At 49.1% G+C, this 22329-nt stretch carries 15 protein-coding genes; 2 read left to right on the top strand and 13 right to left on the bottom strand.

Annotation, left to right across the window (positions count from 1 at the left end; translation table 11 throughout):
- Nucleotides 1-38: 38 nt before the first annotated feature.
- The 6 genes from Q1A69_RS15770 to Q1A69_RS15795 form a co-directional block, all read right to left on the bottom strand.
- The gene (locus Q1A69_RS15770; protein WP_299587398.1) at nucleotides 39-428 is read right to left on the bottom strand and encodes a hypothetical protein; all 390 of its coding nucleotides are present in this window, start codon (nucleotides 426-428) and stop codon (nucleotides 39-41) included.
- Nucleotides 421-2787: a penicillin-binding protein 1C gene (gene pbpC, locus Q1A69_RS15775; RefSeq protein WP_299587401.1), complete on the bottom strand. Its 2367-nt coding sequence runs from the start codon at nucleotides 2785-2787 to the stop codon at nucleotides 421-423. Before pbpC ends, Q1A69_RS15770 begins: the two co-directional genes overlap by 8 nt.
- Nucleotides 2784-7913, bottom strand: a complete 5130-nt coding sequence (locus Q1A69_RS15780) for an alpha-2-macroglobulin (protein ID WP_299587403.1) — start codon at nucleotides 7911-7913, stop codon at nucleotides 2784-2786. Before Q1A69_RS15780 ends, pbpC begins: the two co-directional genes overlap by 4 nt.
- A 337-nt stretch (nucleotides 7914-8250) precedes the next feature.
- Entirely contained in the window at nucleotides 8251-8709 is a 459-nt protein-coding gene (locus tag Q1A69_RS15785; RefSeq protein ID WP_299587405.1) for a nuclear transport factor 2 family protein, read from the bottom strand.
- 327 nt (nucleotides 8710-9036) lie between these two features.
- Nucleotides 9037-9363 (bottom strand): heavy metal-binding domain-containing protein, encoded by a 327-nt coding sequence (locus Q1A69_RS15790; protein WP_299587407.1) that lies wholly within the window; start codon nucleotides 9361-9363, stop codon nucleotides 9037-9039.
- Nucleotides 9364-9624: 261 nt separating this feature from the next.
- Nucleotides 9625-10875: an anthrax toxin-like adenylyl cyclase domain-containing protein gene (locus Q1A69_RS15795; RefSeq protein WP_299587409.1), complete on the bottom strand. Its 1251-nt coding sequence runs from the start codon at nucleotides 10873-10875 to the stop codon at nucleotides 9625-9627.
- Between the two features lie 423 nt (nucleotides 10876-11298).
- On the opposite strand from Q1A69_RS15795, the gene Q1A69_RS15800 reads away from it, so the two are divergent.
- Together Q1A69_RS15800 and Q1A69_RS15805 are read left to right on the top strand one after the other, a co-directional pair.
- Complete coding sequence (locus Q1A69_RS15800) at nucleotides 11299-11862, top strand: hypothetical protein (RefSeq protein WP_299587412.1); 564 nt, start codon at nucleotides 11299-11301, stop codon at nucleotides 11860-11862.
- Between the two features lie 195 nt (nucleotides 11863-12057).
- Entirely contained in the window at nucleotides 12058-12597 is a 540-nt protein-coding gene (locus Q1A69_RS15805) for a S41 family peptidase (protein ID WP_299587415.1), read from the top strand.
- 287 nt (nucleotides 12598-12884) lie between these two features.
- Here the strand turns inward: Q1A69_RS15805 and Q1A69_RS15810 are convergent, their stop codons facing one another.
- The 7 genes from Q1A69_RS15810 to Q1A69_RS15840 form a co-directional block, all read right to left on the bottom strand.
- A complete protein-coding gene (locus tag Q1A69_RS15810) occupies nucleotides 12885-13928 on the bottom strand; it encodes an agmatine/peptidylarginine deiminase (protein ID WP_299587418.1) in 1044 nt (347 codons plus the stop codon).
- Nucleotides 13929-14953: 1025 nt separating this feature from the next.
- Nucleotides 14954-15850: an alpha/beta hydrolase gene (locus Q1A69_RS15815; protein ID WP_299587420.1), complete on the bottom strand. Its 897-nt coding sequence runs from the start codon at nucleotides 15848-15850 to the stop codon at nucleotides 14954-14956.
- Between the two features lie 89 nt (nucleotides 15851-15939).
- On the bottom strand, nucleotides 15940-18375 hold the full coding sequence (locus Q1A69_RS15820) for an ABC transporter permease (protein WP_299587423.1): 2436 nt from the start codon (nucleotides 18373-18375) through the stop codon (nucleotides 15940-15942).
- On the bottom strand, nucleotides 18372-19088 hold the full coding sequence (locus tag Q1A69_RS15825; RefSeq protein WP_299587426.1) for an ABC transporter ATP-binding protein: 717 nt from the start codon (nucleotides 19086-19088) through the stop codon (nucleotides 18372-18374). The genes Q1A69_RS15820 and Q1A69_RS15825 overlap by 4 nt, the downstream gene beginning before the upstream one ends.
- Before the next feature lie 35 nt (nucleotides 19089-19123).
- Complete coding sequence (locus Q1A69_RS15830) at nucleotides 19124-20374, bottom strand: HlyD family efflux transporter periplasmic adaptor subunit (RefSeq protein ID WP_299587429.1); 1251 nt, start codon at nucleotides 20372-20374, stop codon at nucleotides 19124-19126.
- A gap of 502 nt (nucleotides 20375-20876) precedes the next feature.
- Complete coding sequence (locus Q1A69_RS15835) at nucleotides 20877-21437, bottom strand: cytochrome P460 family protein (RefSeq protein ID WP_299587430.1); 561 nt, start codon at nucleotides 21435-21437, stop codon at nucleotides 20877-20879.
- 118 nt (nucleotides 21438-21555) lie between these two features.
- The gene (locus Q1A69_RS15840; RefSeq protein ID WP_299587432.1) at nucleotides 21556-22173 is read right to left on the bottom strand and encodes a Crp/Fnr family transcriptional regulator; all 618 of its coding nucleotides are present in this window, start codon (nucleotides 22171-22173) and stop codon (nucleotides 21556-21558) included.
- Nucleotides 22174-22329 lie beyond the last annotated feature (156 nt).

Below are 22329 nucleotides of genomic sequence, written 5' to 3' on the forward strand. Positions count from 1 at the left end.
TGGAAGCTTACTAGCCTACAGCCAGCTGACCTCTCTCGCTATTGCCAAGTGTGTCGGTTGTTATGGGAATCTAGGGTCTCATAACTCGGATACTCAGGGGGCCTGTCTGCACAAACTTTTAATAGTTTTATCGCTTTCTTTTTACTATTGACTTTAAGGTAGGCCACTGCGAGAGAGAGTTGAGCATCTGGTAAACAGTACGGAGGATTAAGATCAATTGCTTTTGTTAGAACTTCAATAGATTGCTTCCAGTGACTCATGTCTTGAAGACACAGAGCGTAAGCCATGTGATATCGAGGCTCATCTGATGACGCTGCTAATTTAGAATAGAGTTTTAGTGCTTCAGCAAGCTTTCCTGAACTTTTCAGCTCATAGGCTTTTCGGGATGTTTTATCACTCTCCATTTCTTTAACGCTGTAATTAATCATCAGGCCCCACAAAAATCTCAATCCGATCCACATTTCCACTGGCATCCAGCACGGCAATCTGATGCTTTCCTGTTTTCGGTAACAGTTCCAGATTTCGATTGCCTAGAGTTTCCCCCTTAGGTTCACCATTTAGGAACCAGTAGCGTTTTCCCTGTCCGCCAATAGCACTGAGATTCAAACGCGGTAGTGGGGCACTGGCACCGGCGGGGCGGTATTGATTGCCGTTGCCGGCGCCGACAATTTTTAGTGGAGCGCCATTGGTTGCAGCGGGATTGTCGCATTCGGGCGCGGTTGGAGGGATTTTTTGAGCGCGTGTTTGGCCCAGAGGTAGCCAGGCTTCCAGTTCTTTCGGCCACAGGGCGAGACTGTGCTTTTTTGCACTGGCATCCATACAACTGGGTTTTACGCGCAAACCTTGTTGGTTGGCAAAGAAGCTATAAGTTTGTGCGGCGCGCAGCGGTTCGCCTTTTGTCGGTAATGTTCTGGGGGCGCGACCTTGGATCAGCCAGGCATTGCGCTGTTGGTGGCAGTGTTCCGCCTGAGTGCGTGTTTTCTGGCCACCGAGCGGCCAGCAGATTACCTCCCGGGTTATTGACTCGGGTTTTGGCAGATGTTGCTGCTTGTTGCCTGGGAGTGCTGCGATGACCGCGTTCAATAATGGCGTGGCACTGATAGAGCCGTAGTAGCCGGGTAGAGGGGTGCCATCCGGGCGGCCCACCCAGATACCCACGGCGTAGCTTGGTGTTACGCCGATGGCCCAGGCGTCGCGGTAGCCATAGCTGGTGCCGGTTTTCCAGGCGACATCTGCCTTGTTTTGCCGCACTAGGTTGCGCCAGCGACGAGAGCCGCTGCGGTTGGAGGCGAGCATCTCGAAAGTAATCCAAGCCGCTTCTGGGGACATCAGGTGCCTCTCACGTATGGGCTCTTCCGGTAGATAGCGTGGCGCGGCGGCCTGGCCACCGCGCGCCAGGGAGGCATAAATTCCGGTGAGTTGATCTAATCGAGCACCGACACCGCCCAAGACCATGGCCAGATTGGGTTTGCCGCCGCTGGGGAACTGTAGCGATAAGCCGGCATTCTCTAACGTTGCCGCGAGGCGGCCGGGGCCGTAGTGTTCCAATAATTGTACGGCTGGGACATTGAGGGATCTCTGCAAAGCGGCAGTGGCACTGACCGGGCCAGAGAAACCGCGGTGGAAATTCTCGGGTCGGTAATCGCCGTAGAGACGCGGTGCGTCACTGAGTAGTGAGGCGCTGTGAATCAGGCTTTCATCAATCGCCAGTCCGTACAAAAATGGCTTGAGGGTGGAGCCGGGGGAGCGCACGGCCCTGGCCATATCCACATAACCGTATCGGAGCCTGTCGCCGAAATGGGAGGCACCCACATAGGCGCGAACGGCTAAATCGGAATTTTCCATAACCACAACGGCAGCGGAAGTTTTTTGCGGATAGCTGCCCATATGATCGCGCAGAAAATCTTCCAGCCCGCGTTGAATATTGCCGTCGATGGTGGTGTGAATTACCTCTCTATCACCGTTTTTTTCTACTAGCCTGCGCGCAAGGTGGGGGGTGTTCTGTGGGAATGCCAAGCGTTCGGCGTAGACATTTTCGAGCTGCGCACGCTCTACTTCGTCTGTGCTCCAAACATCGTAGGCCTGCAACCTGGTCAGTACCTTGTCCCGTGCTTTCTGAGCGCGATGTGGGTGTCGATCTGGACGCAGGCGACTTGGCGCCTGAGGCAATACTGCCAGAAGCGCTGCTTCGGCGTGGGTAAGGTCGGCGGCCGATTTGCGCAGGTAGAGACGGCTGGCGGCCTCCACGCCTTCTATATTGCCACCGTAGGGCGCCAGGTTCAGATAGAGCTCGAGAATTTCCCGCTTGCTGAAATGCCATTCCAGCTGCAGGGCACGCAACATTTGTTTGGTTTTACCGGTTAAAGTTCTGTGATGTGGATCTAGCAGGCGCGCTACCTGCATGGTCAGGGTAGAGCCACCGGAGACTACATGTCCATTGCGAAGGTATTGGCCGGCCGCCCGAACGAGAGCAAGGGGATTGATGCCGGGGTGCTGATAGAAGTGGCGATCCTCATAGGTGAGCAGCGCCTCGATAAATCGCGGCGATACTTTATCTTGGCTAATGGGGTAGCGCCATATTCCGCGATTATCGGCGAAGAAACGCAGCGGTTTCCCGTGGCGGTCGACCACTACCCGAGCGAAGCCTTGCTCTTTGGGTAGTGGTGGGGGAAACATAACATCCAGTATGAGCAGAGTGCCTAACAGGGCGAAAGGCGTGAGCAACAGCACACGAAATTTGCGGCTGCTGCTTTTCCAGATGCCTGTGAACAAGGCTGGCAGTTTCACTGTTTGCCGACAACCCGCATTTGCGCCAGCGGGTTTTTACCGATAGCGAAGCGCTCCGGTTTGTACATATCTTCCACATAGGGCGGCGGCACCTGATAGCTGCCGGGTGTTACCGCGCGGGCAATATAGAAAAGGTTGGTGGGTTTCCACTTGGACTGGTCCAGTGCAGCGACAAAGCGGTCATCCCGAAACTCCATATGCTGTACATTGTCCTGGTCGTCCAGCCATTGGGCGATACTCTTACCGTCGAACTCAAGCTCATCCACTTTGATGCTGTCGGCGAGGTTCTGATTCTCCAGTTCGAATCCCGCAGGTAACAGGTCCACGGCGAGTAGGTCTGGCAGACGTTGGTTCGCACTGATTTCCAGGCGCACCAAATAGAGCTCACCTTCGCGAACCTCGGCGGGCACCACGCTTGAGCCATCCAGGTTGTGGTAGCTGCGCCTGATTGTGACCCCCTTGTCTGTCACCTCAGAGGGGGCTTGTTTGCTATAGCCATTAGTGGTGATGGCGGCGAAGAGTTTTTCTGTTTGTCCGGTCACTTCGATAGCTTCTGCGGCTTCACGACCATGGAAGAGGGCGTTGTACGGGTTGCTGTAGCTCAATTCACGCAAGCCATCCAGAGTATTCAGCGAGGCTGACCAGTGCTCGCCGCTATTGAGCTGTAACTGAACACCCGCCATAAATACACTGTTGCGCTCCTGGGTACTTAGGTACTGGCGCTCGCGCAGCAGATCCATCATTTCAAACAGCAGTCCCTCGGCCTTATCGGTAGCCAGATTGTGTTCCAGCAGCAGGGAAATCATCTGCGCTGTGTCGCGCAGGTTGGAGCCATAATCGCCGTAATAACTGCGGCGCTTGCGCTCAATGGCGAGGCCTTTCTGCAGTGCCTCCTCGGCCAAAGTGGAATCGCCCATGTTGTGCAGTGCAATGGCCAAGTGCAGTTGCGGCAGGGGAGATTGGGTCAGGTCGGAGCCGTTTTCATACAGGCTACGCAATTGGCCGAGTGAGATTTTTTGTACGCGGGACAGTACATAGGCGGCATAGGAACGCGCGGCGTAAGCGTAAAAATTGGGCGCACTGCTGTAGCGTTGCTGATAGAAATTGCCGCGCTCGCGGGCATATTCTTGCAGGCGCTTTAGAGTGGATTCCAGGCGTGTAGTATCGAACACAGTACCCTGGTCCCGCGCGCGCAGTAGCAGGTCAGCCACATAAACAGTGAGCCACTGGTTCTCGGGGGATTCCGGACTCCACAGACCGAAACTGCCGTTGCTTTTTTGCATACTGAAGATGCGTTCAATACCAGCGTTGATGCGATCGGCACGTTCGTTTTCATCGAGCGGCTCGATACCCAGTTGTTGTTGTCGCTGTGGCGTGGCCATTACCAGAGGGTAAACACGGCTGGAGGTTTGCTCAAGGCAGCCGTAGGGGTACTGTAGTAAATTGGCCAGATGATCCTGCAACTGCAGTTGTGGGAGGCTGTCCAGGGATACCAGGGTCTGTACTGTATCCGGCATCAGTGAATCGAAGACGCTGGTTTCGGGGCTGAAATTCTCGCCCCGGGCCAGCATGCGCCGCTGTGTGCGGGTGGTTGCCGGCCAGGCTGGACGTACGCCCAAGCGCCACTGGCGTTCGATGGTGATATCCTGGCCGTCTTCATCTACCGCACCACGGACAACCAGCTGGAATTCCGCATCGCCAGTGGCGTCTTTCGCGGTGATAGGGAAGCGTAAGGTTTTGCGCTCGCCATCGGCCAGCTCTAATAACCGTTCACCCATTTCCATTTCCATTTCCACCGCGCCGACAGATTGCATTTTCACGATGAGCTGCTGGGGGCGGCCACTCAAGTTGTTCAAATCCAGTGCCAGTGTGCTGCTATCGGTGGGAGCCATAAAGCGGGGCAGGGCTGCCTGGGTTACCAGCGGAGAGGCGACTGTCATTTCTGCATCAGCGCTCCCGAAACCGTCTTTACTGAAAGACAAGGCCATCAGGCGCAGACTGCCATTGAATTCCGGCAGCTGAAGAGCAACTTTTGCTTTGCCTTGCGCATCGAATTCTACCGGACCGGAAAACAGTGAGACGATCTGTACATCGGAATTGGGCTCGTCACCGCCACGGGCCAGTTCTGCATCGCCGCCAAAGCGCTGCTCTAACAGTTTGCCGCTGCTGGATTCGATAATGCGGTGGTAGATATCGCGCACATCCACGCCGTAGCGGCGCTGGCCGAAAAAGGCCTCGAAGGGATCCGGCGTTTCGAAGCGAATGATATTGAGCACGCCCACATCTACTGCGGCCAAAGTGGTCCAGGCGGTGCCGCCGTTCGCGCCGATGGAATCTTTATCCGCACTTACGGTTATCTGAACCTCGGAGCCGGGCAGGGCGCGCGCGGGTGCTTCCATGCTCAGCGGCAAGCGCCGAGGCTGCCTATCCAGTGGTAAGTGGGTGAGTCCGAAGGCACGGTTGGGAGCGATACGCGCGTTCTTGTCGGCGGGTCGTAGTGCGGTTACGGAAATATAGGTATCGTGACTGTCCCAGTCTGCTGAAATGGGGATTTCAATTTTGGTGCCCGATTTATCTACTGATACACGTTTGGACCAGAGCAGTTGATCGCTTTCTACCAACACTAACGCTTCACCGTCTGCCGGCGGCACTACCGTGAGTTGCGCCAGATCACCGGATGTGTAACTGGGTTTATCCAGAGATAGCGCCACAGTATCAGGTCGAGCCGCCTGGCCCTTAGCTACCTGATCCTTGCGCCACCAGTAATACCAGTTGCGCCCGGCGTGAAAGCGCAGACTGCTGGTGGCTCCGGTTTTAGTATCGGTAACCTCAAGGCGGTAGTGGCCTGATTCCACGGGCACCGTAAGTTTCAGGGGAGTCTCTTCATTAAATTGCAGTTGGCGGCTGAAAGATTCGAACTCGGCCGTGGAATATTCGTAGTGCCAACCTTGATTTGCTGAGTATTCCCAAAAATACTGGCGATCCTCGGAGATCAATACCGCGTTTAGATTACGCCCGCTCACCAGCTTACCCTGCGCATCGGCAACGATAATATCGAATTCCGGTTTACTGTTGGCTGCGGGGTTTTCTTCGCCGAAATTTGGGCGTATGCCGACCACCGGATGCTCGGGCCATATCAGTACCGGGTGCTGGCGGGTTACAGGGCGGCCTCCGGACTCAAACAGACTGGAGAGTAGGTTGATCTTCAGCGGGTTTTTCGCGTGCTTCCAGCGTGAAAGTAGCGGTAAATTCCCCAGCCCCTCGTCATCCAGCACGATGGTGGGGGCATTAAACTGGCGTACTGGCAATGACTCTTTAGTATCCCCAAACAAATAACCTTTCCAGTGCGGGAAGGGTTCGCGGTAATGACGGACCTGCACCAGGGTTTCCAGGCGGTTGTTCACGGCCGGAGCACCGTACAGGTAGCTGCCTTCGACTTCCAATGTCAGGGGCTTATCGTGCCCCCTTACCAGGCTGTGCGCTTCACCCTCCTGTAATACCAGCTTCATCCGTTCGGGTAGAAACTCCTCCACCTTGAACGGGTAATTCACTTTACGCCCATCGGCCAGCTCTACGTCCAGACGCCAGTCACCGGTCGGTGCATTTTGCGGCAGGGGAATGAGCTTCTCGTAATACCCCGGCGCGCTGGCGTGCCAGGTAAAAGTGCGCGCACTGGTGTTATCGGGCTTGATCAAGTCCGCTTTGATCGGTAGGTCTTTTAAATAGCGCCCGTCGTAATTGCGTAGCAGGCCGCTAACTTGTATGGATTCTGTGGGACGGTACAAGTCCCGGGGACCGTACATAAAGAACTCCATCGGCCTGGAAGGGCGTTGGCCCAGTTTAAAGTCCGACAGGTCCAGCGCTGGTTCACGCAGATCCAGCATGGAGAAATGGCCGGTATTCGGGTCGCGTGCAACAAAAAAGCGATGGACGCCTTCCTGTTGCTGTGCGAGCACAAAGCGGACATGTCCATCCTCTGAGGTCGTATGTTGCTTAATCAGCTTCCCTTTATTATCCAGCAGCGCCACCTCAATACCTTCCAACGCCCCCCCCTCGTCCAGGGACGAAACATAGAGGTCAACGCTGTCCGGGTAGTGGCGCGCGTGTAGGCCTAGGTTGGTTATCGAGAAGTGAGTGACATCGTAAAGGTCGGTGTTGTACACACCAGCCGGCTGCATCACGGCCACATAGATGCCGGGCTGTTTGAGAGGCGCAATATGGCCGATAGAAAGGTCAAAATCCTGCTGAACATACTTCTCTTTAGTGAGATCAAAGTGCGCGCTATAAACCAAATCAGCCACTCCATTGAGCGCCTGTAACTGGTAGTAGTACTTTAGGGACTGATTTTTGATCAAGCTGAAGAAGTCGGAATAGTGCTCAGGTTTGACCCGGTGAAAATGGATCTGTACAGCTTCAATGCTGACTGCAGTCACGGGTAAGCCGGGAGTTACTGTGACAGGAAATATACTGCCGTTACTGGAAAAGCTGATGCTCGGTTCAATGCGACGGGTGCGAATTAGCTCTTGCTGCAGCTCCTGAAGCTCAAGTCCGTCCTCGCTGGGCAGACCGGCACGTATCGAGACTTTGTAGCGTGTATTTGGCTCGATATTGGGGAAGTACAGGATCTTCTGGTTATCTGACAATACCCAGCCACCATCGACATCCTTGCCATCTTCGCGGGAGAGGGTCAGGTAGGAGCCAAAATGGGCATTACCAAGCAACGGCTCGGAAAAGATAACGGCAATGGCCCGTGTATCCTTGAGCATCCGCTCTGCGATGTGGAGAACCTTGAGAGGGCGATCTGTTGATCCCTGGGTAACAGGCTTGCTTTTGTTTTCGGTCATTGCAGCTGGTGCAAGCGCCTCTTCCGATTCATACGCTGGCTCGCTTGTATGGCTTACAGAAGCGACCCTTGATGTAGCGGTTTTGATCTTATCTCTATCTGTTGGGGAAACTTCCTCTGCTTTCTTTTCATCGTTGCTTCGAGGGCCGGTCTTCGCTGTCTCAGTAGCATTGCTTGTAAGGCCATCAGTACCCGCCATTTCCGACTTCTCTGGTACGCAGGCTGCAATGAAAAGACAGAGAAGAATGACCGCAATCCAGCGCGGCAAGCGGTGAGGGGGCATGGATATTTCCTTATTGATCGTTTGAAGCGGCGGATAATTTAGACGGTCTTGAGAGTTGTCTCAAGCTTTCATATTACGCCAAGTGTTTAGAGTCTGGCACTAGGGGTATCTACTTCAATTAAGGATATAAATAGGGTTAACAATTAAAATTTAGGAACTTGTCGACCACAACCTTGTTATCCGCGGCTAGTGTATCGGTGATGATAAGTTCGAGAATTTTGACAGGGAAAAGCCCATAGTCTTCGACTTCACTCCAGCTGGTTACATCTCAATCTTATTGTAGGTGAGCTCTCGAAGTGGATATTATTCAGGGCTTTACGGTCCGCATCGCCCCAGTTTATTTCTTGCTTACATGCCTTTTGGTATCATGGTACTGCCAAAGAACGTTAATAATCTTCCACTCGTTTTTATCATTTTTATATAAGTGCGCATAGTCAATCCACTCATCTACAGATAATTTTACGGATGCAGCTCGGTTATCAATATCAAGTATATCTATATCTATTTTGGGGGAGGGTGGAAACTTGTCGTCATCCTTATTGTAGTTTTCGGCGATCCAAATCATAGTTTCATAGTCTGTCTCCATTATGAACTCCGAACCATCCTTAGCTTTCCAAAAGGTCCTTTTGGCTAATTTTTTATCTAAACCCCTACGCATTAAATTGGGCTTAACTTGGTGTTGGGACTCGATATAGTCGAGCATAGCCCTTTCTATGCTTTTCTTATCATCAGGCGAATGGGCGTTTACAGCGCAAGCTAGTAGGGTAGAAAAAATGTACAGTGCTATTCGATACATAAATACTTCCTTGGATGATTTATTTTACAAAGGCCTAACCTTTGCCCTTATTTTTTCGGTCCGCCTTAATTCAGCTTCGCAGGTACAGTGCTGACCCTCAATGGATTCGGCTGTCGGCCATGCTTGTAGATGGCAAGGCCCTTTTGGAATTTCTAGTCGTTGCTATGGAATGAGGGCATCCATTCGAGAAGGAAATTTCTTTCGACGAGTTATACGGCACTTTAATTTATACTCTGCTTTGGCAAAGATGACTTGGTGCACGATTCATCGTAGTCTTGACAGATGGCTGAATACTACCAAGTTGGCTCGGAGTTACTCAGAGATTCCCTATATTCGTAATTTCTTTAATTTAACCGCCGTCCCAAAAGCCATAATCTCACAAGACCCTTCCATAATAGCGCTTGTAGTGAAGCGAACACCTACCACGGCATCTGCACCGGCCTGATGGGCATTATCACCAAGTCGTTGTAGGGCAGTATTCCTGGCATCGGTCAGCATTTCGGTATAGCCACGTATCTCTCCACCAACAATACTTTTTAAGCCCGCCATAACATCGCGACCGATGTGCTTGGATTGCACAACATTGCCTGTAACAACCTCTAGAATCTCCAGGATTTCGTTTCCTGGTATAGTTTCGGTGGTTGAGTAGATCATGTGGATTCCTTCGCTAGGGTACGTACATATAGTTAATTGAACATTATTATCCTCCGTGTGATTTCATAAGTAAACTGAGTTGCTTCAAGGTATTTTTCCTGGAAATTGATAGGAAAAATGCACATTTTATGAAGTCATGTTGGAGGAGGCTTCAGGCTTCTTACTGGAAAGTCACGTTACCTTATATACTTCAGTGCGGAGATTGGCGGCCACTTTTTAAAGGTAAATAAAGTGGCCGTGTTGTTTAAAAGCCATTGCCGGCTAAGCATTGTACCAAGGAGGAACAATCCACTGCCCGCCGCGCCAGTCACTGGGTACTAGATTGTTGTACCCTTGCCCCAGACGATTGGGCTTTTCAGTGGAGGGGTTCATTGCCCAACCCTCGGCTAGTGTGACTTTGATACCGGATTTTATACAGAGATCTATAAATTCTTTGAACCCCTGTAAAGTTTGAATAACCACTTCATTGCGTGCAGGAGTAAACGCGATAAGAGGCAAATCAACATCATTTACAAAGGGGCGCGCAGCTTCATCACTGTGCCATAGCACATTTCTTTTGGGGAAGGGCCCCCACTGACTGCCTCTATTACGCGGGATACGAATATTTGCGATAACAGAGTTGACAGTCTGACCCACTTCATAGATCCGGTTGGTCATATTACCGAGCTTGGTACCTTGCCCTTGAGTGGTAAAATATCTCTCGAGTTGGCTTGCGATACGACGACGCTGGGACCAGGCTTGGGTAGTACCAAGCATACGGCGATCATTCCCATACTTGTTATATCTGTTTGCGCCTTGCTTATATGGCCAAATGGCAAATAAATCATAGTCGCCAGTAATGGCGTTAAGAGGATGCTCCTCTCGGAACTGCCGATGTTCGATAGGGTTGGTCATCGCCAGCAGCGGTTCGTACAGGTCTTTGTATTTAGTGTCATATGGAACGACGATATTCCCACGTTCCTGGATAAAACCAGATTGCTTGCTTTTTTCTTTGTCAACATATATCCCCCACATTTTCCCTAAATGTGTATCGACCTTAATTAGCGAGTAATGAAGAGTAATGCCGCTGGGGTGTCTGGCCACTCCTTCGTAACGATCCTCAGTCTTTCTTATGATGTTTATTTTATTATTGTGAGCTAGCCAATTGACCCTTTCTTCATGCAAGCGTAAAGGTGTTGTAGATGCGGCCCAGCCAGCGCCCGAGTTTGCATCGGTAAGAGCTTCGTGGTGTTCATGACAATTATATTTTGCCTTCCGCATACCATATTTATTCAAACGCGGATCACGTAATACGAAACCGGCCATTGGACCCCAGTCACAGGATTTCCCATGAATTCGAAAGCCCTTGGTGTCATAGCCTTGTTCAAGTAACTGAGTGCAAGTTGGCCCTGTCGCTCGCACCATAATGACACACCGGAGAGATGCTGCAGTGGTTTTAAATGCCTCGGCATGAGTGGCTGGACAGCCAATGAGATTCTCACGTAATGCGGCGTTATTATAGGTGAATTCCATATGTCAGCTCCCTGCTTGAAGGCTACTAGCGATTACTGGTAGGCTCAGATTGTACAACCCCGAATATTCGATGATGTCTCTGAAGCTCGACCGGACCTTTAAAAGTGCACCTGCGCTGTTGTAGGTTATGGCCATTCGTGGCGAGCGTTGATGGCCGGCGGGCTTTATGGCCCTCAGAATGGCCCTCAGAGATATCACTGGGTTATTCAGAGGTTTTGTCTCTTTGAATATATAGATAGGTGAGTTAAAAGCAAGTGAATGTTATACGAGGTGTTGAATGTGTTTTTTTATTTCTTACTATTTAAAATATTTTCTACACACTGGGTGGTTGTAATGGAAGAGGTGGATGATTAATCTATTTTGTTGCTCGTGTGTAGAGTATACGAAGTCTTCTGGGAATAATAAAAAAGTAGGGTGGACTGGGTGATTACTGATTCAGATTTGGTTGAAAGATATCAGGATAGAAGTGTTATACCGCTTAGTCTATCGCGTTGGTTTTTTCTTGGCGTGTGTTTGGTGCAGACCACTTTCGTGTCAGCAGTCACGAAAACAAACGATTGGGTAGAGGATATCGATTACTTCCACCAAGAGCTGGAAAAGAGTCATATCAATCTCTATCACACAGTTTCTAAGGTTGAGTTTGCAGAGAAACTGGCACAGCTTAAATCCAGATTGCCGAGTCTTTCTGAAAATCAGTTGCTGGTTGAAATGATGAGGGTTAGTCGGTTGGTTGGGGATGGACATACTCAGCTCGCTTTTTGGAACCAGAGTATAGATATTTATCCTTTCCAATTTTCAGAGTTTGATGGTGATCTTCGTCTTGTTGCTACAAGTGAACCCTATCGGCACCTACTAGGTTATAAATTAACTGCTATTGATGGTACTCCCGCAGGTGCTGTCGTTACTAGACTCACTCCTATAGTGCAGGGGGTTGAGAATGAACATTCGTTAAAAAGAAAGCTTGCTTTCCAAATAAACGTTGCATAAATCCTTGAGGGTGCAGGTATTACAACGAGTACTAAGCGAGCAGCCTATTTATTTGCAAGTGACTCAGGTCAAGAGGAAGTCGTCTCGGTGTCTTCTGTGCCAATGGAGGCATACTCCTCTAAAATTACCCACAAACTCTTCCCCAAGACTACTCTCTTCAAGTCAAAATCGATCATAGAGTCATCCTATCTATGGATGTCCGCAGATGAGAGAAGGCAAACAGCTTACATTTACTTCAAAAGGTATCCCAGTTTTTCAGATATGGAGCGCTTTGGGACTGATGTAGAAAAATATTTGAAGAAAAATGCTATCAAAAATTTGATTGTTGATTTTAGGGATAATGGCGGTGGAGACTTCTTTGTTGGTTTAACTCTGGCTTGGAAGCTGGTTCTTGTAGATAGTATTGATTGGGATCACGGCGTTTATACGTTGATTGGTGGTAGGACTTTTTCCGCATCGATGAGTAATGCAGCCCAATATCGCCAAATATTGAATGCCAAGTTAGTGGGAGAGCCTACCGGAGGGAATCCTGTTGGCTATCAGGATATGGATCAGTTCTCTTTGCCTAACTCCGACTGGGTCATAACCTACTCCAAGCGCAACTACAGGTTCCAGGAAACCTATACAGAGGGTGTACAGCCGGATGTTCTGATTAAACAGGATTGGCAAAGCTATAAGAAAGGTATAGATAGACCGCTGGAATGGATTCTGGGTGATATCAAAAGTCGTATGTGAGTATGCAAATTTATTTTCCCTTTTCTTGATAAATAGCTGTACGGGTCTCTAACGTTATTAGAAGTAATCTGCGAAAGTATTGGATATTAGTGTATGGTCAATTGTCTTTACAGGTGAGAGTGTGTTGCCCATTTAAACGGTGCTTCCGTTATCAGTTGTGCTCAAGGGGAGCCTCCTGGGACCACTCATGAGTTACTTGCATACTCTTGGATTGGAGGAGGCTTCATGCCGTCATAATGGGCAGCCAGGCGCCAAAGTAATTTATAAGGTATATTTGTTGTCGATTTTTAAACGATAATTTCTTGTTGTGTAGAGCAGTGGATACTGCCACCCCCTGAGGCGACTCCGTCAATGGTGATCTGTTCTATCTTGCGGTCTGGGTAGGCACTTTGCAAAGCAGCTTTGGCTCTATTGTCTGCTTTTTGGTCGCCAAATTTTTGTGCAATAATTGCACCGTTGCAGGCGTAGTAGCCTATGTAACCTGCGGCAAAATCTTTAGAGTCAAAACTTTCGTTAACGATTTCAGGTGTGTCTATAATACGAAGATTTAATGGCTTTCCATCCGCATCGACACTGTTACTTAAGATGTCAATGTTTTCTCGTGTTACTTCATAATCATAGGAAAGGCGGTAATTGTCTCTGCTGGCGATAACTTCACCTGGCTTCACAAAGCGGGCATAAAAATCGGTATGACCATCTGTTATATCCATGCCTTTTCTACCTTTAAGCCAAATGATTTTACGTAGTCCGAGTAATTTGTTAAGTTCTTCTTCGATATCTTTTTTTGACCATCCTGGATTGCGATTCCTATTAAGAATGCAGCTCTCGGTCATAATAGCTGTACCATTACCATCAACCTCAAAACAACCGCCCTCTAGTACAATATTGGCTTTCTCTAGGGTTGCTCCAGATTTATTGGCGATATATCTGGCGATATGTTTGTCGAGAGAGTGTTCCTGTTTGTTACCCCAGCCATTGAAATTGAAATCTATAGCAATTTTTTTCCCATTGATGGATTTTACAAAAGTGGGGGCCGTATCACGTAGCCATAAGTCATCGATTTCAAGTAGGTGTAGCGCGATTTCAAAGTTTGAATTGCCAATATTCAGTAATTGTTGCGCTTTAGGAAGATCGTCTTTGCTTACCAATATGGATACTGGTTCATACTGGGCAATCGTATTGGCAATTAATGCCAGGTTTCTCTTAACTTCTGGAATTTGCTTGTGTGACCAAATATAGTCATTGGCAACAAAAGCCATCCATGTGCGCTTATGTAGGCCGCTTTCGTCAGGCATGTAAAGGGAGTTGGAGGTGAAATTCTGCCTAGCCATTGCTCTTCTCCCAAGTAGAGAGCTGCCAATTAAAAGAGAGTTTAATTTAATAAACAGCCTTCGATTAATCATATCGTATCCTATTGTTTATGTTTTGACCGTTTCTTGGGGCTGATCGTAAGTTTAATGTTGCATCCCCCTTTATGGCTTTCATTTGGTGGCTTAATTGAAGTTCCCCGTGGACTGATAGAATACTCTAATAGTTCCAAAAATTACTGTTATTTCTATTCAGTAGATATTTTTCTAAAAAGTGTCGGTCCGTTTCGTACAAGTTACATCTTTCGGTTGGGTCTATTAAAATTATATATAGATTTTTTAATATAAGTTTAATGTTGAGGTTGTAATAAATTAAAGTGGCAGTTCTACATTTTACCCCGTACTGGCAAAGAAAAGATAGCTTACATCATGATTTGTAGGCAAAAGACCGTTAGGTGTTCATGCTTGGCTTACTGGCTAGTATTTTATGTTGCCTATGGTGAAAGCAGTCTAAATGGAAGGGTTAGCTCTTATGGTTGCTGTATATTTTTATTTTATCTTAATATTAAAAAATTCATCTTGTAGGGAGCTAATCGGGAGGGCGGCAATGATGAACATTATAATACGTTACTGTGGAGTGCTAGTCGGAACTGAGGCCGCGGTTGTTCCTGGTTAAAGTATGGACACTCTAACAATGGTTGCAGCTTTCTTTATCATAAGTTGGCGGCTATATGATCCTACCCGCTAACGACGGACAGCCAGTGATCAAAAACTGAGACCGCTAATCGATGGAACCCTTTGGCATATCCATCTACTATCAACGCAAGTAACTCTGGAAACCGGGCTCGCAGCAAGCGTTGATGATTTTTTGTCAGTGAGATAAATGGTCGACTACTCATTCACTCCTCCTTTTTATCCCCTACATTCTTATTAGTCAGTGCTATGAAGTACAACAAACTGTTTTAGAGGTACTCTGTATTTGCAAAACCGGTGGATTGTGGGTCTCTATCGGATTGTGCGCAAGCTCCATAAGAATATCGATTGGGTATTCAGGAGTGTAAAAGGAAATTCATCGGGTTTACACCCACGAACCTTAGATATGCATTTGCTACATTGTTAGGTGCTTCCCATTGCGGATAATGCCCTATCTGTGCCAGTTCTACTATATCTGTCGATCTATCTATTAATTGGCGAAATCGTTCCACCATATGCTTCCCTGATACCGGATCCAATGAACCATTGATCAGTTGTAGAGGACCAGGGTATTGGTTCAGGGCTTCTACCCAGCGTTGTCGATTTTGGCGTCTATCACGCATGTAGGTGATTAGTTTATAAAGAAGTTGGTTGCCTTCCTTGTATTGGAGTATTTGCCATAGTTCTCGTAGATCTTTCTCGGAGGGTTGTGTATCCGGTCCGAAAATGGCTCTGAAACTGCGGCAGAATTGTCGATAGCTCATCAACTTATTGACCAGGGAGCCAAGAGGAGAGTGCAGAAGCTTTTGTACGAGGCGGGCTTGGTGAGCTTCTGGAAACAGGCCTCCATTCAGTAGGCAAACAGAGAGATACTCTATCGCGCCACTGCTATTGGCTCTAGCGAGCAATTCCTGAGCAACAGTATCGCCATAGTCGTGGGCTAAGAGGTGTGTTCCATTGACGTTTAAGTGTTGCAGAAGGGCTTCGTGTAAGTCAGCTTGTCCATGAATGCTGTAGTTATGCTGTTTGGGTTTATCGGAATAACCAAAGCCCAGCATATCCATGGAGATACAGCGAAAGTGCTCTACAAGTTGGGGCCACACTTTTTGCCAGTCATAACTACTCGTTGGAAAACCGTGAATCAAAAGCAGTACTGGTTTATGTCGGCAGCCTGGGTTGCTATCGATATAGAAGAGTTGGTGGCCTTGATACTCAAAAATCTTTCCGTTTGATAACCACTGCTGAGGTTGCATTAGCTGTTCCATTTCTTATTGTTGTATTTGTGGTAAAGATTGCACGACAAGCGCGCAACCTCAAGCAGCGGCTATCAGATGGAAAGTATTTATCCTGTTCCTCGCAGGGCGTAAACCGCGGGCTTGTTGATTATCTTCCATACAGAAAGCAGGGTAACCGAGGCGGTTAGGCCGATAATAAGTAGTGGCGGCAGCAGCCATCCCAAGAGGCTGGTTTCAATGCTGAACTCGCTTTGCTCAAGCCATAGCGCCAGTGGGACCACTACCAGAGTCGCTAAGGCGATACCGATAACTACGGGAATCAGGCTATCGATTAGGGTGTGGTAGAAAATCGTCGCGGGGCGGGCGCCGATTGCCAAGCGCACGCCAAGCTCAGTACGCCGCAGTTGTACACTGTAACTGATCACCCCAAAGATACCGATGGCAGCGAGGCTGAGTGCGATTATTGTTAGGGCGGTGGTCACCCAAACTGAAACCCGGTCATTGCTGAGAAGTAGGTCTCGTGCCTGCTCCAGGGAGAATAGCTCGGAAACTTTGTACTGCCTGTTTACCTGTGCAAATTCCTGATTTATCTCTGTGGTGCTGAGTGGTTGGTGAGGCTTGTGTTTTAGTACGAGTAGGGGATAGCTCACATTGATACCGCGCACAAATAAGCGGGCGGGTTCCTTTTTGCCGGGCAGGCTTGCGTTGCGCACTACACCGACCACTTGGTAGGGCCTATCACCGCGCCAATAGAAGCGCTTGCCTAATACTTCGCCGCTGGGTTCTAGTTGCTGGGCCAAGGTTTCGTTGACGAGTATCATGCGATTGTTATCGGAAAACTCAGCCGCATTGATGTGCCGACCTGCCACTAGCGGCATACGTAAGATGGAAAGGTAGTTTTCGTCGACTACCGTGGTCTTGGCCATCACCGGGCTTTGCCGGCTGGCATCATGACTTAGGGATGTGGTCCAGAGTGGCCGGCTGATAGAGATAGGGGTGTTCAAGCTCAAGCTGGCATTTTGTACTTTGGGGTGCTCCAGTAATCTCTGCCTGATGGCCTTCAGATAGCCCTCGCGCTCCGCAGTGGGGGCGCCCCTAAGATTGCCGATATTCAGAGTCATCACTTGAACGCTGTCCAAAGGGAAGCCAAATGGCTGGTTAATCAGACGATTGGCTTGCAGGAAAATTTGCAAACTGGCGACGATAAGTAAGCTGGTCATCGCTACTTGACTGCTGATGAGTACCTTACGGATGAGAGGCGAAATCTGTACGCCGGAACCTTTGCCGCTGCTCTGCAACATTTGATTCAGTGCGCGGTAATTAATCTGGCGACTGACGATGGCTGAGAAGAATAGGGCGAGAAGTAAGGCACACAACAGCGCGAAAACCAGTGTCTGCCAGTTTAAGGTAAGTTCTTGAATACGAGGAATTTGTTCCGCCGCCATCATCTTGACTACTTCCGTCGATCCCAGGGCCAAAAGTAGGGAAAGTAATGCCGCCCCCAACATGAGTAGGCCGATTTCGCACAGCAGGGCGAAAAAGATATGTTTTTTGTGTGCGCCCAGCGCAACCTGTATCGCCATAGTGCGTTGTTGTTTGGCTGCGCGAGATAGAATCAGGTTGGTGACATTGGCGCAGGCAATTAACAGGAGCACCAGTGTACCCCCCATTACCATTAGGGTTCGCGTGGTGCTGTCGGCAAGAATTTTATTGGCGAAGGGGGTGAGCCGGTATTCAACGGACCTTTCTACCGAAGAGGATCTTCCCGCTAGTGCAGCTTGATATTGGGCATCCATTAATGTGCTCAATTCATGCCCCGCGCTGGCGGGGTCAATGCCCGGCTTCAGCTTTCCTGTGAGCATGCGGAAAGGCAAAAAGCCTCTCCAATTATTTCTGCGCTCTATTTGTGTATCGTTAAAGTCCCAGGGCAGCCAGACCGCCGTTTGTCGGCCCTGCTTATAGATTTGGGGTTCAATGAAGTCTTTGGCCGTGACGCCGACAATGCGAAAGTCCACCTCCCCAAATTGCAGGCTTTGCTCCAAGACATTTGGGTTGCGCCGGAACATCTGCTCCCAGGTTTGATAGCTGATAACCGCCACGGGAACCCGGCTGTCGAGCCCTTCATCGGTATTGAATTGTCTGCCCAGGGCCAGGGGTGCTCCAGCCAGCTGGAGATATTCTGGAGAGACATAGGAAACATTCACCCGTGGTGATCCGGATAAATTGCGAACCACATCTTCCCAGAAGTACACCAGGGCGCTGGACTCGAAGAAACTGTCGTTCTTATAGATTTCAACCAGGGCGGGGTATTGGCTGTTGTTTTCCAATCGCAGCTGCTTGTTCTGGTAGAGATTACCATTCACGACATACAGCCGATCTTCGTCCGGGTAGGGTAGGGGCGCGGCTAGCAGTTGGTAGTTGAGATTAAATAGCGTTACCAGGGCGCCGAGGGTGATACCCAGGGTCAGAATAATAGTGGTGGCATAGCTCCGTGCCCGGTTGAGGGACTGGAGGGCAATGGACAGGTCCTTTGTGGTGATCATAGGGCCATCTCATGTGGCTCTTTTATGGGCTGCGGCGCTGAGATTTGTCCATCCAACAGATGCAATTGGCGGCCGGCCATGTCCGCATAGCGGGGGTCATGGGTCACCATGCACAGAGTAGTCCCTTCACTGTTGAGCTGCCGTAGCATTTCCATTACGGCATCGCCATTGTGGGAATCCAGGTTGCCGGTGGGCTCGTCCACCAGCAGCAGGGACGGATTGCCAACTAGCGCCCGGGCTATGGCGATTCGCTGCTGTTGGCCACCCGATAACTGATTAGGTTTGTGAGAGGCCCGGTGACTCATCCCCACCTTCTCCAGGCAGTGTTTCACTTTTTTGTCGGCTTCAGACTTGGGAATTGAATTGCGCCGATAGCGCAGGGGCAGGGCGATATTGTCGTAGACAGAGAGTTCGTCAATCAGGTTAAAGGACTGGAAGATAAAGCCTACTTTCTCGTTACGAATTGTTGCCGCCTCACTGAGCGTCAATTGAGCGACTTCAGTGCCTTCAATCTGATAGCTGCCGCTGGTGGGGAGGTCCAGCAGGCCGAGAATCGAGAGCAGTGTGGATTTACCGCAACCCGAGGGGCCGCAGATAGAAACAAATTCCCCCGAGTAAATACTCAGGTCAACGCCCCGCAGGGCGTGAGTTTCCATTTCTTCGGTGCTGAACACCTTAGTGATCCCGGCCATATGAAGGATTGGCTTGGACATAGCGAACTCCCTGTTCTCGCTTTGGGTTTCAGGCTTTAGTCAATAATCTGGATATGCTCAGCTTCATTAAAATTGGCCATATCGGATAGGATGATACGGTCTGCTTCATTGACGCCTTGGGTGATCTGGATATATCGGCCTGACTCCTCGCCAAAGTTTATCGATTGTAGTGCCGCTTCTTCCCCGTTTTTGTTGATCAGGAAGAGGGTTGTCTCACTGTGCCTCTGTACATTGATAGGCCTCTCGACGAACAGCGTATCTTCCATGGTGGCAGTGAAGATCCGGGCATCGACGTTGAGCTGTGGCCTGGCGGACTCCGGGGCGCCAGCGTTGAAGGCAATTTCCACTTCGATATTGCCGTCCCGAACTTCAGGGGTAATACGGGTTACCACGCCCTCAACTTTTTCTCGGCGGGTATCAATTTCAGCGGGCTGGCCAACTGCCAGTTGCTCTGCTTTGGATTGTGGTACTTGAACCAGGGCGAGTAGATCTGTCTCGCTGCCGATCAGCGCCAGCTCCTGGCCGGGGCCGACACCTTGCCCCAGCTCCACGGGTAGCCGTTGTAGTATGCCGTCCAGACCGGCGCGTACTGTCAGGCGGTCTGCGCGTTGCTGGATGCTTTGCAGTTGGGTTTGAGCTTGATTGATTTGCTCGCGCTGGATTAACTCCGATTCGACGGCAACCTTGTGCAGGTGATTGATACGCTGTTTTTGCAGGTCCACGCGTTTCTTCATCTGCTCTTGGCGTAAAACGGTAGTTTGGTAGGTGAGCTGGGAAACCACTCCACTTTTCACCAGCTTGTCTTCGGCTTCGCGGCGCAGCTTAATCACCTGATAGTTGGCGTTCAGCTCAGCGAGTATAGCCTCTTCAGCGAGGACATCCCGCTGGTTGTTGAGTATAAGCCGGCGAAGATTGGCCGCTTCCTGTTCAAGGGAAGTTTCGGCGGCATCCAGTTCGCGCATTAGCTCTGGGTTACTGAGTTGCATAATGATGCTGTCTCTTTGCACTTCGGCACCGGGACGCAATACGATTTTTTGTACATTGGCTGCGGTCAGGGCGGTAATCAATGTCTGTTTATCTGAGCGCAATATGCCGTAGCCATCCACCACTACCTGTAAATCCCCACGCTGGACAGTACCCAGCATCAGTTGTTCGCGATCCACCTTGTGGGCGCCTTCAGGTAGGAGTAAAAGAGTGCTTGCGATTGCCACAAAAGAAAGCGCAGTTGCGCCAATAATGACAGGATGCTTGAAAAAAGGGTGCTTCTTGGGTTTGATGATATCCATATCGTGGAACTTTCCTGTGTCGAACTGCTTTCCCTAGCTATTAGAGATTGTTTATTGCTTGTTGAGAGTTAAGAATTGTTAGACTCGGAGGATGAGATAAACCCCTGTCGGAACTTTGAGGGGAAAAGGTCCTGACTTTCTTATTAGCGCTGTTGAACATATTACAGTTTTCTAGTGATGAAAGCTCAGTTGCAATATCTGAAATGCATTTCCTAATAGAAGTTAAAGTTGCAGGAAAATAAGGTGCATGGCCAGCGGCTTGCGACGAATTGTTGGGAAATATAAGATAGTATGAATTCTGTGATCCAATCGTTTACACCTTGAGGAAAGAGATTCCCAGCGCCATAGGCAAGTAAGAAGATAAATATCTATAGGGATATTGGGATATTGGGATATTGGGAGTGCAGGGTGCGAGTACTGTAAAGTGGCGCTTCTGCGATGTTGTAGAAACGCCTGACTTTTACCTTGAGCAAAATTAATCGTTTGAACTGAATTTTGGATGTTAATCTTGTAGAACCTGCTGATAGCCTTGTGTATATACCCAGTCATTATTTTTTACGGGTAAATGGCACCCGAAACAGTTGTTGAGGCCACTTCCTTTCCAGGATTTTGTTTCACTCTGTGCGATTCCAGGTTTAAATAAAGCCCATCCCCAACCTTCGGCCCAAGATTCGTTATCAGGGAATCGTCCCTTGCTATTTTTTACCATCATAAATGTAAACTGAAGTGCTGAAGAGTAATAAGCCAGTCCAGTAGTTAGGGGTTCTGATTTGGTATTATTGACGTCTTTCACCAGTACTGAGCCATCCGGGAACTTCCCATTTTTACGATAGGCATTAACCGCTTCGGGTTGAGTGTAAACATTGTGTGTATCCCAGCCTTTACCGTTTGAAGACTTTACTTGGTAGGAGCCGAGAAATGTCCAGTTTCTGCGATAATCCATGGGCAAAGTGATGTTTCCCTGTTTATCGACAAGATGACTGTATGTCGACTTTAGGTCTTCTTGGGCTATGGTCTGTAAGCTAAACATAAGCACAACAGTGGCTAAAGAGATGATCCGCATGACGCTTCTTCCTTTACTGATTTAATGGCTGTGAGGGCTAACCCAAGTCTTCAATTTTTTGAAAGTATAGGGAGGCATGGGCAAGTTGACTGTCAGCTAGCTGACATAACGGCGAGACTTATCTTTGGCTTAAAGCTTCCTGGGCAATTTTGTTGAGCAGGCAGATATGTTGGCGTGTGTAATCGATAACACCATCCTCCTTCCAGCGACTGAGAAGTTGGCTAACGGTTTGTCTACTACCCCCCGCCATGGCCGCTAGCTCAGACTGAGAAAGTTTGACGTCCAGTTCATGTCCGTGAGCACATGGCTGCCCCCGAAAGTGGAATAGTTGAGACAATAAGCTTGCTAATCTTACCGGTAAAGGTGCGGTTATATGCTGAAACAGACGTTGTTGTAATAGGGATTCCCTATTAGCTAAGTGCTCTATGAGATCTTTTGGAGTTTGTGACAGTGAGCGCATCAAGGTATCGATATTTTCTAGTAGAGCTACCTCAAGTTCACAGCCTATTTTGGCAACTGCTTCGGTATCTTGTGATTGCCCACCGAAACCTGGTCCAAACCAGGAACCTGGACCATACAGATCAACAACTCCCGGATTACCATGAAAATCTACTTTACGGATAAGAACATAGCCTGTGTGAATAAAGTAAATCTTCTGAGAGGTTTGTCCCTGTCGGAATAATTTCGTTTCTTTCGCGCAGTATATTCTTTTTGTTTTAGTAATGGCTTCTTGCAACTTAACATTCCGCAGGTGAATTTGGAGTGTGTGGTTTGGTTCCAATCTTTTTTAGTTTGAGCTGATCAATGTAGAGACGTTTGTAGTGAAGGTATCTGCCCAAAAGTTAATTAGAAATATATCGATCCTCAACACTTTTTTAAACAATAACAAACC

This window comes from uncultured Microbulbifer sp., from assembly GCF_947498635.1.
Classification (GTDB): domain Bacteria; phylum Pseudomonadota; class Gammaproteobacteria; order Pseudomonadales; family Cellvibrionaceae; genus Microbulbifer; species Microbulbifer echini.